This is a genomic window from Brevibacterium sp. H602, assembly GCF_051172395.1.
Classification (GTDB): domain Bacteria; phylum Actinomycetota; class Actinomycetes; order Actinomycetales; family Brevibacteriaceae; genus Brevibacterium.
Window position 1 is genome coordinate 1 of the sequence record NZ_JBPIZD010000041.1, and the last position, 12,343, is coordinate 12,343.

The following is a 12,343-nucleotide window of genomic DNA, read 5'->3' on the forward strand; positions in this document are numbered from 1 at the left end:
TTGCTGGGCCGCCGTCAGGTAGTTCTGGGAGGTGGGGTCAGTCCTCGGGGAACTTGAGTTCGAAGAAGACGCGCGGGTTGCCCGGGCCGGCATAGTCCTCGATGAGCTCTCCGCTGAAGCCCATGGAGGAGTGGAACGAGATCGCACCCGAGGACTCCGGCATCGTCGTCGCCTGCACCGAGGAGGCGCCGAGCTGACGGGAATGGTCGATGAAGTGCTGGTAGAGGTGACGGCCGATTCCCTGATGACGGAAATCCGACCGCGCTGCCACCAGGTGGATGTAGGCAGGTCCATCATGGGGAATGACGCCGAGCAGGTATCCGACGATCTCCGAACGGTAGCGGGCGACGAGACCCGAGGTGACGAACTGACGGAACCAGTAGGCATCATGGTCACCGCTGAGATCGCGGTCTCCCCAGAAGTTGGCCTGAGCGTCGAGCAGGAATTCGCGCATTTCGCGGGCGTCGACCTCATCGAGCGGACTGATGCTCAGCTGCTCGGTGTCGAAAGTTTCGTCAACGGCCATTGCGCCTCCTGATGTGTTCGTACTTACCCTCACTCTATAACGCCCCGTCCCGGAAGAATAGTGCGCTCCATGTCATCATAGAGCACATGATTCGGATTGCTTCAGTCAACGTCAACGGAGTCCGCGCAGCATGGCGAAAGGGGATGCCCACCTGGGTCGATGCAGCGAAACCGGACTTCATCACCCTCCAAGAAGTGCGCGCCGCGAACGATATTGCGCATGGTGTCCTCGCCGACACCGGATACACCACGATCAGCCATGATGCCGAGGCGAAGGGCCGCGCCGGCGTCGCCGTGATGGCCCGCACCGAACCCGAAGCGGTGCGCGAAGGACTCGGCGACGACGGCTACTTCGATCGGGCCGGACGCTGGGTGGAGACGGACTTCCGCCTCGGCGACGGATCGCTTCTGACCCTTGTGTCCGCGTACGTCCATTCCGGCGAGGCCGACACCCCCAAACAGGACGACAAGTACCGGTTCCTCGACCGCATGATCGAGCGGATGCCGCAGCTGGCGAAGACCGCCGACCATGTCCTCGTCACCGGCGACCTCAACGTCTGCCACACCGAACGCGACCTGAAGAACTGGAAAGCCAACCGGAAGAAGTCTGGATTCCTCCCGGAGGAACGAGCCTACTTCGACAAGTTCTTCGGTGAGATCGGCTACGTCGACGTCCACCGCGAACTCAGCGGCGACATCGACGGACCTTATACCTGGTGGTCGATGCGCGGTCAGGCGTTCGACAATGACACAGGATGGCGCATCGACTATCAGATGGCCACTCCGGCCCTGGCCGCAACCGCGGTCAAGGCCACCGTGGACAAAGCCAACAGCTGGGCCGAGCGCTGGTCGGACCATGCTCCGCTGGTCATCGACTACGACCTCCCGTCCGTCCAGGCCTGACCGCAGTTCGGAGGACAGACGAAGAGTCCGGGGACTCAGGACGAAATGTCCTGAGTCCCCGGGCTCTTGGCTGTCCTCTCAGCGTACTGAGACGCAGGCAGCTTCAGAATCTCAACAGCAGCGGACCTTGGGGTTGCGGTCCTGCTCATCGGTGAGATCTCGCCAGAAGGCCTTCTCCTCCATCGCACCCTCACGAGTGCCGTGGCGGCGCTCGTAGGATTCGAGGTAGTGGATATAGGCATTCTCGCCCATGATCTCCTTGAGGTACCAGTGGAGCCAGGCCCCGCCTCGGCGCAGGGATCCCCACGGATCGCTGGCGATGCGGCTGAGCGGATGTGCGGTGCTCATTCCTTCTGCCTTCCTGCTGCATGCTCGTCCCACTGTGCCTGCAGCTCACGCTCGGGCTTGCGAGCGATGAGACCGGCCGGAGCGAACATCTTCGTCTCGACGAAGGGTTCCTCCGTCGTCGGCAGGGACCCCTTCTTGATGGCCTCGATGGACTTCCAGACTGCCATGACGACGACCATCGCGACAAGAAGTGCGAAGACGATCGACAGGGTGCCCTGGACGAAGGTGTTGCGTACGACTGCGCTCATCGCCGCGACTCCCTCGGTATTGCCCATCGAGGTCTCTCCGGCCGCCAGCGCGTCCTTGTAGGCGAAGTGCTGGGCCCAGTAGCCGAGCTTCGGGTCGGAGGAGAAGATCTTCTGCCACGAGGCGACCATCGTGACCACCAGATCCCAGACCAGCGGAATGCCGGGGATCCACGCCCATTTGGCCAGGCCCATCTTGCACACGATAGCGAAGATGACGGCCAGAGCGATCGCCGCCAGCAGCTGGTTCGAGATGCCGAAGAGCGGGAACAGCGTGTTGATGCCGCCGAGGGGGTCGGTGACGCCCATGAGCAGGATCGATCCCCAGGCGGCGACCATGATCGCCGTCGTCAGCCACGCACCCGGAGTCCACGAGGGGTCCCGGAACTTCTTGGAGAAGTTGCCGAGCGTATCCGAGAGCATGAAACGGGCCACGCGGGTGCCCGCATCGATCGTGGTGAGGATGAACAGCGCCTCGAACATCACGGCGAAGTGGTACCAGAACGACATCCAGGCCGGTCCGCCGAAGACATTGTGGAGGATATGGGCCATTCCCATCGCCAGCGTCGGGGCTCCGCCGGTGCGAGAGACGATGCTCTCCTCGCCGACGTCCTTGGCCGCCTGATCGAGGATCTCCGGACTCGTCTCCACGCCGGACATGCCCAAGGAGTTGTTGATGAAGTCCGATGCGCCCTGCACGGTTCCGCCGGTGAGCGGTTCGGCGGCATTCATTGCGAAGTAGAGACCTTTGTCGAGGCAGATCGCGGCGACCAGCGCCATGATCGCGACGAAGGACTCCATGAGCATGCCGCCATAGCCGATGAGGCGAGCCTGCGTCTCCTTCTCGATGAGCTTCGGAGTCGTGCCTGACGAGATGAGAGCGTGGAAGCCCGACAACGCTCCACAGGCGATGGTGATGAACAGGAACGGGAACAGGGCGCCGGCGAACGCCGGACCTGCCGTATTGAACGCGAACTCGGTCAGCGCAGGCATCTGCACGGTCGGGTTGACGATGAGGATGCCCACGGCCAGCAGCACGATGGTGCCGATCTTCATGAACGTCGACAGGTAGTCGCGCGGTGCCAGCAGCACCCACACCGGAAGCACGGCTGCGAGGAATCCGTAGATCATCAGGCACCAAGCCAGAGTCACCTTGTCAAGGTGGAAGATCTCGGACCAGAACGGCGAGTTGTGGACCCAGCCGCCGGCGATGATCGCGATGACGAGCAGCACGATGCCGATGACCGAGGTCTCGACGACCTTGCCGGGACGCAGGTAGCGCATGTAGATGCCCATGAACACGGCGATCGGAATGGTCATCGCGATGGAGAAGACACCCCAGGGGCTTTCTGCCAGAGCGTTGATGATGACGACGCCGAGGACCGCGATGAGGATGACCATGATGAGGATGATGCCGATGGAGGCGATGATTCCGCCCGTTCGACCGAGCTCATCACGGGTCATCTGTCCCAGCGATCGACCGTTGCGACGCATGGAGAAGAACAGCACCATATAGTCCTGGACACCGCCGGCGAGAATGACGCCGAAGACGATCCACAGGGTTCCGGGCAGGTAACCCATCTGGGCCGCGAGGATCGGTCCCACGAGGGGGCCGGCACCGGAGATCGCCGCGAAGTGGTGGCCGAACAGGACGCGGCGGTCGGTCGGCGCGAAATCGCGGCCGTTGTCGTTGAGCTCTGCCGGGGTGGCTCGCTTGGGGTTCGGGCGGCAGATCTTCCATTCGATGAGCTTCGCGTAGAAGCGGAAGCCGATGAGGTAGCTGCCGACGGCTGCGGCGACGAACCAGCTGGCCGACAGCTCTTCACCGCGCACGAACGCGATCATCGACCAACCAGCGCCGGCGATGAGGGCGATGACCACCCACAGCACGATCTTCGCCGGTGTCCAGCGTGGCTTCTCGACCACGGCGACCGGCGGAAGGTCGCCCTCGGTCTTGATGTATTCGACCGACATAGTCCTCCTCCTTGAGAGACGACGCATCAGATCCTTAAGAGATGACGCGTCGGGATTGTTGAGTTCTCAGCATGATCAGACCTTCGCTGGCCGCTGCTCGACAGATGTTCGAGAACTGGGAGACACCTTGGTGAATCATGTGATCTGGTACGCACTATACCGCTGGTCCGCGGCCGAGCGTGATCCCCGACACCAGACCGGACTCCTGAGCAGAGCCGACAGGGGAGATGGCATCATAGGACTATGACGAACTCTTCACAGCCACGCACTGTCTCAGGTATCCAAGCCACCTCCGATTCCCTTCATCTCGGCAACTACATCGGAGCCCTGCAGCAGTTCGTGACTCATCAGGAGTCGCACGATGCCTTCTACTTCATCGCGAACATGCACGCGATCACCGTCGAGCAGGATCCGGCCGAGCTGCGGGAACGCACCCTGCGCACGGCCGCGCAGTTCATCGCCGCCGGACTCGACCCGGAGAAGTCGACGATCTTCGTCCAGTCCCAGGTGCCCGCCCATCCGCAGCTGTCCTGGGTCCTCGAATGCACCACCTCGATGGGTGAGGCCAGCCGGATGACCCAGTTCAAGGACAAGTCCGCGAAGCAGGAGCACGTGTCCTTGGGACTGCTCACCTACCCGGCGCTGATGGCCGCCGACATCCTCCTGTACAACCCGCAGCTCGTTCCCGTCGGTGAGGACCAGCGCCAGCACCTCGAGCTGACCCGCAACCTCGCCGACCGCTTCAACTATCGGTTCGGCAAGACCTTCACCGTCCCCGAGGCACAGATCCTCAAGGCGACCGCGAAGATCTATGACCTGCAGAACCCTGGCGCGAAGATGTCGAAGTCCCAGCCCAGCCCGCAGGGACGCATCGACATCCTCGACGATGCGAAGGCCCTGACGAAGAAGGTCAAGTCCGCCGTGACCGACGACGGAACCGAGATCGCCTTCGACCAGGAGAACAAGCCGGGAGTGTCGAACCTGCTGACGATCTATTCCTCCCTGACTGCGCGTCCGGTCGACGATATCGTCGCCGAGTACGAAGGGAAGATGTACGGTCACCTCAAGGTCGACCTCGCCGAGGTGGCCGTGGAGACCCTGACACCGGTGCGGGAGCGCACGCTGGAGCTTCTCGAGGACCGGGCCCAGCTGCAGGCGATCCTCGACCGCGGGGCGGAGAAGGCCAGCGCCATCGCCGAGGCGACCCTGCGCGAGGTCTATGACAAGATCGGCTTCATCTGATCGTGGCGAAGAAGAAACCCGAAGACGGGCCGCTCAATCTCACACCGGATATGCTCCACACCGCTGCGCGGGTGGAGGACCGGTTCAACGGCTGGATCCAGAATCGGGCCACCGACCACGCCTACCATCGCACCGTCATCGCTTACGACACCTATGGCGGGACCGGTTGGGTGCGGGTGCTCGGCCGCTTGGTGCTCACCCCGAACGGTCAGCCGGCCGCCGATGTCCACGCGAGCATCCGCGGATGGAAGTCCTTCGTGAGTGTCCCTCTGCCCAATGACACCGCCTGGGTGCGCGTGAACGACGAAGAGCATATGGTCACCTCCGATCGCGGAGGCATCATCGACACCGTGATCCCCGGGGACTTCGAACCGGGAGAGACCGAGATCGAACTGTGGACCGATGGCTCGCTCGTCGACTCTGCCGCCGTGCGCATCATCGGTGAGGACTCGACCTTCGGCATCATCTCCGATATCGACGACACGGTCATGGTCACATCGCTGCCACGTCCCTTCCTCGCCGCGTGGAACACCTTCGTCCTCAGCGAGCACGCGAGGTCACCGGTGGCGGGAATGGCCGTGCTCTATGACCGGATCACCTTCATGCGCCCGGACACTCCGATGGTCTACTTGTCGACCGGGGCGTGGAACTCTGCACTGACGCTCAAGCGCTTCCTCTCCCGCAATCTCTATCCGATGGGTCCGCTGCTGCTCACCGACTGGGGGCCGACGACGACTCGGGTGTTCCGGTCGGGCAAGGAGCACAAACGCAATTCGCTGGAACGGTTGGCCCGGGAGTTCCCGTGGATGAAGTGGCTGCTCATCGGTGACGACGGGCAGAACGATGAGGAGATCTACGGGGAGTTCGTCGAGAACCATCCGAAGAACGTCGCTGCTGTGGCGATCCGACAGCTCACAGTCGGTGAGGCTGTGTGGGCCGGCGGACGGTCGAAGCGCCACGGCCGCGGCCAGGGCGTGCCGTGGATCTACGCCCCGGACGGAGCCGGTCTGGCTTCCCGTCTGACGGAACGAGGAATCATCTCGACGATCTGAACGGAACCTCACCGCTACCTGACGGCGGCCCAGCAACCTCGCGCGAGGGTGCTGGGCCGCCGTCAGGTAGCAATTGGGGCTGAGGTGGTCTTTGAGGCGCTCGGTCGGATCAGCCCAGCTGCGCCTGCAGCTGCTGCTTCGCCTCGTCGAACTGAGCGGCGAAGGTCTCGACGAGCTCGGCGGTCGTGCGCTGCTGGCCGAGTGCACCGATGCCCTGTCCCGAGCCCCAGATGTCCTTCCAGGCCTTCGAATCCGAACCTGAAGACGAGCTGAAGTCCATCTTCGTGGGATCGGCGTCGGGCAGATTGTCCGGGTCGAGGCCCGAGGCGACGATGGACCCACGTAGGTAGTTGCCCTTCACGCCGGTGAAGTAATTCGAGTACACGACGTCGTCGGCGCCGGATTCGACGATCATCGACCGATAGTCGTCGACGACATTAGCCTCGGGCGTGGACAGGAAGGCCGAGCCGATGTAGGCGAAATCGGCACCAGCGGCCAGTGCCGCAAGGATCGAACGGCCGTGGGCGATGGCGCCCGACAGCAGCAGGGGACCATCGAACCAGGAGCGGATCTCCTGGACCAGGGCGAACGGCGACTGCGCCCCGGCGTGCCCGCCGGCCCCGGCGGCCACGGCGATGACGCCGTCGGCGCCCTTCTCGACGGCCTTGTTGGCGAAGCGGTTGTTGATGACGTCGTGAAGGACGACGCCGCCGTATGAATGGACCGCTTCGTTGACCTCATCACGGGCACCGAGCGAGGTGATGACGATCGGCACTTGGTGGCGGACCACCTCGGCGAGGTCCTCCTCGAGGCGGTTGTTCGATCGGTGGACGATGAGGTTGACCGCGAACGGAGCGGCCGGCTGCTGCGGATTTGCCGCAGTGTGGGCGGCGTTCGACTCGGAGATTTCATCGAGCCAGTCGGTCAGCTGCGAGGCCGGACGGGCGTTCAGCGACGGGAAGGACCCAACGATTCCGGCCTGGCACTGGGCCTTGACCAATTCGGGCCCCGAGGCGATGAACATGGGGGAGCCGACGACGGGCAGACGGAGTTGGGAGCGCAGATCGGTGAAGCTTGTCACGGTGCCTCCTTGCGAAGTTGAATGCATACACTCACTCTAACTGAACGATTGTTAAATGCGATACGGGCCACATTGTCGTTCGTCTCCTGGTCCGCATTTCGGCTGGCCAGACGACGAAGGCGCAGACTCTCGGAGGAGTCTGCGCCTTCGGCAATCATCAGGAATTTGATCAGGAATCCGTGAAGTTCGGGTCCCGCTTCTCGACGAAGGCGGCCATGCCTTCGGACTGATCATTCGTGGCCAGGGACGAATGGAAGAGTCGGCGCTCGTAGCGCAGGCCCTGCTCCAGGGTCGTCTCGAATGCGGTGTTCACCGCTTCCTTGACCATTGCCGAGGCGATGCGGGACTTCGACGCGATCGTCTGCGCGATCTCGTTCGCTGTATCCAGGAGCGCTTCGGGTTCGACGATGCGAGCGACGAGTCCGGAACGTTCGGCCTCCTCGGCGCCCATCATCCGGCCTGTCAGGCACATGTCCATGGCCTTGGCCTTGCCGATGGCGCGGGTCAGCCGCTGCGATCCGCCCATGCCCGGGAGCACACCGAGGTTGATCTCGGGCTGTCCGAACTTCGCCTTCGTTGATGCGATGAGGATGTCGCCCATCATCGCCAGTTCGCAGCCGCCGCCCAGGGCGTAGCCGCCGACGGCGGTGATGACCGGCTTGCGCACATCGGTCAGCCGGGTCCACCCGGCGAACCAGTCGGCTTTGTAGGCGGTCGAGAAGTCGAGGCTCGACATCTCCTTGATATCGGCGCCGGCGGCGAAGGCCTTCTCGCTGCCGGTGATGACGATCGCCTTGATCGAATCATCGGCGTCGTAGGCGGTCGCGGCATCGGTGATGTCGGTGAGCACCTGCAGGTTGAGCGCATTGAGCGCCTTCGGTCGGTTGATCGTGATGGTGGCGACGCCATCGGCGATGTCGGTCAGGATGGTTTCGAATTCGCTCATGAGAACACCTTGTCTTCGTGGTCGGTGGTGAGGATGGACTGAACTTGTTCGTCGGTGACCTCGGCCAACGAGGCGGGACTCCACTGCGGGTTGCGGTCCTTGTCGATGACTTGCGCGCGGATGCCTTCCTTGAGGTCCGGCAAGCCGGTGAGAGTGACGGCCACCCGGTAGTCCTGTTCGAGGACGCCTGCCAGGGTCATCGAAGCGGCGTTCCGGACCGCAGCCAGGGTCACCTTCACCGAGGTGGGTGCCTTCGTGCCGATGAGCCGGGCAGTGGCCTGGGCATCGGGGTTCTCGTGCGCGGCGAGAGCCGCGACGATGGCTTCGGCGTCGTCTCCGGCGTAGCAGGCGTTGATCCAGTCGGACGCCTCGGCGAGTTCGTTGTCCGGAGCATCGGTCGAGTACCGGCCGATGACCGCGTCGAGGTCCTCACCGGCGGTGAGGTCGGCGATGAGATCGGGGATCTGCGCGTCGGGGACGAAATGATCGGCGAGGCCGAGGGCGATCGCAGCACCCGCCCCGACTGGTTGCCCGGTCAGCGCAAGGTGGGTGCCGAGCTCTCCGGGGGCGTTGGCCAACAGGTGGGTGCCGCCAACGTCGGGGAAGAGCCCGATTCCGGTCTCCGGCATTCCGACCTTCGTCGAATCGGTGACGATGCGGTGCGATCCGTGTCCGGAGATGCCGACGCCTCCGCCCATCGTGATGCCGTTCATGATGACGACGTAGGGCTTGGGGAACTCGGAGATCGCGAAGTTCATCTTGTATTCGCGGTTCCAGAATCTCGCGTTCTCGTCGCTGCCGGCCACGATGTCGTTGTATACGGCCTTGATGTCGCCGCCAGCGCACAGACCGCGTTCCCCGCGACCGGTGACGAGGACGAGCTTGACCGCATCGTCGTCGTGCCAACCATTGAGGGCTTCGTCGATGGCGCCCACCATGTCCTGGCTGAGCGCATTGATCAGCTTCGGTCGGTTGAGTTCGATTCGGCCGACCCCGTTGGATACCGAGGTGATGACGGAGGCGTCCGCCTGCTCTGCCGAAGGTTCTGTCATATCAGCCCACTCCTGTGCTCTTGCGCGAGATGATCACGCGCATGATTTCGTTGGTGCCTTCCAGAATCTGGTGGACTCGCAGGTCACGCACCAGCTTCTCAATTCCATACTCTGTCAGATAGCCGTAGCCGCCGTGCAACTGGAGTGCCCTGTTCGCGACATCGAAACCGGTGTCGGTGGCCTTGAGCTTGGCCATGGCGGAGAGCAGAGATGTGTTCGGATCGCCTGCGTCGTAGGCGCTCGCGGCCCGCCACAGCAGGGAGCGAGCACCCTCGAGGTCGGCCTGCATCTGAGCGACCTCGAAGCGCAGAGCCTGGAATCCGGAGAGCTCGGTACCGAAGGCCTGGCGCTCACCCATATAGGCGATGGCCTTCTCGAGCGCGGCCTGACCGCCGCCGAGCGAGCAGGCGCCGATGTTGAGTCGTCCTCCGTCGAGCCCGGACATCGCGATCTTGAACCCTTGTCCGGGTGCACCGAGCATGTTCTCCTTCGGCACACGAACGTTCTCCATGATCACCTGTCGGGTCGGCTGGGCGCGCCAGCCCATCTTCTGCTCGTTGGGGCCGAAGCTCAGACCTTCCATGCCCTTCTCGAGGATGAAGGCGGAGATTCCACGCGCTCCGTCCTGACCGGTGCGGGCCATGACGAGGTAGGTGTCCGAGGTGCCGGCGCCGGAGATGAACTGCTTGACTCCGTTGAGCACATAGTGGTCGCCGTCCTCGCGGGCGGAGGTGCGCAGGGCGGCCGCATCGGAGCCGGCATTGGGCTCGGTCAGGCAGTAGCTGCCGAGGTGCTCCATGGAGACGAGCTTCTCGAGGTACGTGGTCTTCTGCTCGTCGTTGCCGAACTTGTCGATCATCCACGCGACCATGTTGTGGATGGAGATATAGGCGGCGACGGAGGGGCAACCGGTCGACATCGCTTCGAAGATCAGCGCCGCATCCATCCGGCCCATTCCGGTTCCGCCGGACTCCTCACTGACGTAGATGCCGCCCATTCCGAGTTCGGCGGACTTCCTGATGACGTCGACGGGGAAGAAGTGTTGGGCGTCCCATTCGAGGGCGTGCGGGGCGACTTCGGTATCGGCGAACTCACGCACCATCCCGGCGACGGTCTGCTGTTCGTCGGTGAGACCGAAAGGTAGGGCAGCTGCGGTACTGCGGGACATGATTCCTCCAAGAATCGGACGCGTATTCGGTGATCGACACCACGATACGTCCATATTACTTGGACATCCAACTAATTTCGCGCTGAGGCGGCCCCGGTGGACGATGGTCCGTTCAGCGGCCGGCTTCGGTCGGCTCAGGCGCCGGCTTCGAGTCCCGACCGCAGCGTTTCGAGATGGGGGAGCAGGGAGTCGAGGTCGATACCGGCGAAATCGGGGGAGGAGAAGACCTCGGCGTTGAGCGCCTTCGTCGCCTGAGCGGCGAGCTCGCGACCGGCATCGGTGAGGTCGACGAGCGTCGTTCGGCGATCGTCGGGATGGCTGCGCCTGGCGACGAGGCCGGCCTTTTCGAGGCGGTCGACGGAGTTCGTCGTCGAGGTCGCGTGCACCTGCAGGCGAGCGGAGATCTTCGACATCGGCAGAGTCCCGGCTCGTGTGAAAGACAGGAGTGTGAGGACTTCATAGCGCGAGAACGTCAGCGCAAAGGGTTTGAGAGCGGCATCGACTCGAGCCAGGAACAGCTGGTGGATCCTCATCACTGAGATCACTGTCGTCATTCCGTCGGCTGCGTCGTCCCATCCATGGGCCAGCCATTGCCGACGGGACTCTTCGATCGGGTCGAACCCCGTACTTGTATTCTCTTCTGCCGCCATTGTCGACAGTGTAGTGAAGTGAGAAGATGGGCGCATGTGCGGTCGACTCAATATGTCTCTCGATCCAGCAGATCTCGCTGATGAGCTGCGGTTGGATGTCGTCTCCTATGACTACGCGCCGCGCTTCAATGTGCCCCCGGGGTCATTCGTGCCGATCGTCGTCGAACGACTCGACGAGGATGGTCAGCTGCATCGTCGTCTCGAAACCGCCTCCTGGGGGCTGGTCCCGGCGTGGGCGAAGGATCCCAAGATCGGCTTCAAGGCATTCAACGCTCGTTCGGAGACAGTGCTCGAGAAGCCGATGTTCCGGCAGGCCATCCGACGTCGACGCTGTGCTCTGCCGATTCCGGGGTACTACGAATGGGAGAACACAGAAGACGGCAAGCAGCCATGGATGATGACCGCTGCCGGCGAGGATCCCCTCTTCATGGCGGGACTCTTCGAGTTCTGGAAACAGCCGGATGAGACCTGGTTGGTCTCTACGACGATCCTCACGATGGAGTCCGCGGGACACCTCAGCGATGTCCACCATCGGATGCCCGTATTCCTCGGGCGCGGTCAGATCAGTGACTGGATCGACCCCGGAGTCCTGACGAACGATGTGCCGGGCCTGCTGGCGGCGACACTCGACCAGGTTGATCCCGCCAGCGTCACTCGACACAAGGTCGGCAAAGCGGTCGGAAACGTCCGCAACGATTCTCCGGAACTCGCCGAACCCGTGGCGTAGGTCTCTCTTCACGCTGTGTGGAGAAGACTTTCCCCCGAGATCTCGGGGTTCTTCCGGGCGGGGAAGTGGGCACGTGCGGAGCGGTTTTGCAGGTGGCCGAAGATGTGTGTATTGTAGTCCAGGTTGCCAGGCCGCAAGGAACGGCAACAGTCGCTCTGATCGGGAACGATACGGGCAAACCGAAGATGAACTTCGAGTTGCGCGGATCAGAACAACCATGTAGAGTAGACATCCGCTGGCACAGCGAGTCGCAAGACGAAAAGTGCAAACAGAAACTGATACCCCCAGTGAACATGCTGCTTATTTGTGTGGTGTGGTGATGGGTGTGTGTTTGTGGTTTGAGAATCCAATAGCGTGTTTGTTTGAACAAGTTGTGATGCCAGAACATTTATTATTTTCTGGTGAGACAATCATCTGGCCAAACAGTGGT

General features: G+C 62.8%; 12 protein-coding genes. 4 read left to right on the forward strand and 8 right to left on the reverse strand.

What is annotated here, in order from left to right; genetic code table 11:
* Window positions 1–37 precede the first annotated feature (37 nt).
* Complete coding sequence (locus ACSBQT_RS17560) at window positions 38–526, reverse strand: GNAT family N-acetyltransferase (RefSeq protein ID WP_173156470.1); 489 nt, start codon at window positions 524–526, stop codon at window positions 38–40.
* 86 nt (window positions 527–612) lie between these two features.
* Here ACSBQT_RS17560 and ACSBQT_RS17565 point away from each other — a divergent pair, with 86 nt between their 5' ends.
* Window positions 613–1,428 (forward strand): exodeoxyribonuclease III, encoded by an 816-nt coding sequence (locus ACSBQT_RS17565; protein ID WP_410710516.1) that lies wholly within the window; start codon window positions 613–615, stop codon window positions 1,426–1,428.
* A 111-nt stretch (window positions 1,429–1,539) separates the two neighbouring features.
* On the opposite strand, the gene ACSBQT_RS17570 is transcribed toward ACSBQT_RS17565, so the two are convergent.
* Together ACSBQT_RS17570 and ACSBQT_RS17575 are read right to left on the reverse strand one after the other, a co-directional pair.
* Window positions 1,540–1,776, reverse strand: coding sequence for a YbdD/YjiX family protein (locus ACSBQT_RS17570; protein ID WP_264801040.1), 237 nt, complete (start codon window positions 1,774–1,776; stop codon window positions 1,540–1,542).
* On the reverse strand, window positions 1,773–3,995 hold the full coding sequence (locus tag ACSBQT_RS17575; RefSeq protein WP_410710515.1) for a carbon starvation CstA family protein: 2,223 nt from the start codon (window positions 3,993–3,995) through the stop codon (window positions 1,773–1,775). Before ACSBQT_RS17575 ends, ACSBQT_RS17570 begins: the two co-directional genes overlap by 4 nt.
* Window positions 3,996–4,238: 243 nt before the next feature.
* Here ACSBQT_RS17575 and trpS point away from each other — a divergent pair, with 243 nt between their 5' ends.
* A complete protein-coding gene (trpS, locus tag ACSBQT_RS17580) occupies window positions 4,239–5,237 on the forward strand; it encodes a tryptophan--tRNA ligase (RefSeq protein WP_410710514.1) in 999 nt (332 codons plus the stop codon).
* A 2-nt stretch (window positions 5,238–5,239) separates the two neighbouring features.
* Complete coding sequence (locus ACSBQT_RS17585) at window positions 5,240–6,289, forward strand: App1 family protein (protein ID WP_025780904.1); 1,050 nt, start codon at window positions 5,240–5,242, stop codon at window positions 6,287–6,289.
* A 109-nt stretch (window positions 6,290–6,398) separates the two neighbouring features.
* Here the strand turns inward: ACSBQT_RS17585 and ACSBQT_RS17590 are convergent, their stop codons facing one another.
* From ACSBQT_RS17590 to ACSBQT_RS17610, 5 genes are all read right to left on the reverse strand, one after another.
* Window positions 6,399–7,370: an NAD(P)H-dependent flavin oxidoreductase gene (locus ACSBQT_RS17590; RefSeq protein ID WP_410710513.1), complete on the reverse strand. Its 972-nt coding sequence runs from the start codon at window positions 7,368–7,370 to the stop codon at window positions 6,399–6,401.
* Between the two features lie 169 nt (window positions 7,371–7,539).
* Window positions 7,540–8,316, reverse strand: a complete 777-nt coding sequence (locus ACSBQT_RS17595) for an enoyl-CoA hydratase (protein ID WP_410710512.1) — start codon at window positions 8,314–8,316, stop codon at window positions 7,540–7,542.
* Window positions 8,313–9,368 carry an enoyl-CoA hydratase/isomerase family protein gene (locus ACSBQT_RS17600; protein WP_410710511.1) on the reverse strand — a complete coding sequence of 352 codons (1,056 nt, stop codon included), beginning with the start codon at window positions 9,366–9,368 and terminating at the stop codon, window positions 8,313–8,315. Before ACSBQT_RS17600 ends, ACSBQT_RS17595 begins: the two co-directional genes overlap by 4 nt.
* Before the next feature lies 1 nt (window position 9,369).
* Window positions 9,370–10,536: an acyl-CoA dehydrogenase family protein gene (locus tag ACSBQT_RS17605; RefSeq protein ID WP_410710510.1), complete on the reverse strand. Its 1,167-nt coding sequence runs from the start codon at window positions 10,534–10,536 to the stop codon at window positions 9,370–9,372.
* Between the two features lie 134 nt (window positions 10,537–10,670).
* Window positions 10,671–11,186 carry a MarR family winged helix-turn-helix transcriptional regulator gene (locus tag ACSBQT_RS17610; RefSeq protein WP_410710509.1) on the reverse strand — a complete coding sequence of 172 codons (516 nt, stop codon included), beginning with the start codon at window positions 11,184–11,186 and terminating at the stop codon, window positions 10,671–10,673.
* A gap of 52 nt (window positions 11,187–11,238) precedes the next feature.
* Between ACSBQT_RS17610 and ACSBQT_RS17615 the strand changes: the two genes are divergently transcribed.
* Entirely contained in the window at window positions 11,239–11,913 is a 675-nt protein-coding gene (locus ACSBQT_RS17615) for an SOS response-associated peptidase (protein WP_410710508.1), read from the forward strand.
* The last annotated feature ends 430 nt before the right edge of the window (window positions 11,914–12,343 follow it).

What these genes read in the sequence shown, in the direction of transcription:
- ACSBQT_RS17560 (WP_173156470.1), bottom strand. Translation starts at nt 526, where the DNA reads ATGGCCGTTGACGAAACTTTCGACACCGAGCAGCTGAGCATCAGTCCG.
- ACSBQT_RS17565 (WP_410710516.1), top strand. Translation starts at nt 613, where the DNA reads ATGATTCGGATTGCTTCAGTCAACGTCAACGGAGTCCGCGCAGCATGG.
- ACSBQT_RS17570 (WP_264801040.1), bottom strand. Translation starts at nt 1,776, where the DNA reads ATGAGCACCGCACATCCGCTCAGCCGCATCGCCAGCGATCCGTGGGGA.
- ACSBQT_RS17575 (WP_410710515.1), bottom strand. Translation starts at nt 3,995, where the DNA reads ATGTCGGTCGAATACATCAAGACCGAGGGCGACCTTCCGCCGGTCGCC.
- trpS (WP_410710514.1), top strand. Translation starts at nt 4,239, where the DNA reads ATGACGAACTCTTCACAGCCACGCACTGTCTCAGGTATCCAAGCCACC.
- ACSBQT_RS17595 (WP_410710512.1), bottom strand. Translation starts at nt 8,316, where the DNA reads ATGAGCGAATTCGAAACCATCCTGACCGACATCGCCGATGGCGTCGCC.
- ACSBQT_RS17600 (WP_410710511.1), bottom strand. Translation starts at nt 9,368, where the DNA reads ATGACAGAACCTTCGGCAGAGCAGGCGGACGCCTCCGTCATCACCTCG.
- ACSBQT_RS17605 (WP_410710510.1), bottom strand. Translation starts at nt 10,536, where the DNA reads ATGTCCCGCAGTACCGCAGCTGCCCTACCTTTCGGTCTCACCGACGAA.
- ACSBQT_RS17610 (WP_410710509.1), bottom strand. Translation starts at nt 11,186, where the DNA reads ATGGCGGCAGAAGAGAATACAAGTACGGGGTTCGACCCGATCGAAGAG.
- ACSBQT_RS17615 (WP_410710508.1), top strand. Translation starts at nt 11,239, where the DNA reads ATGTCTCTCGATCCAGCAGATCTCGCTGATGAGCTGCGGTTGGATGTC.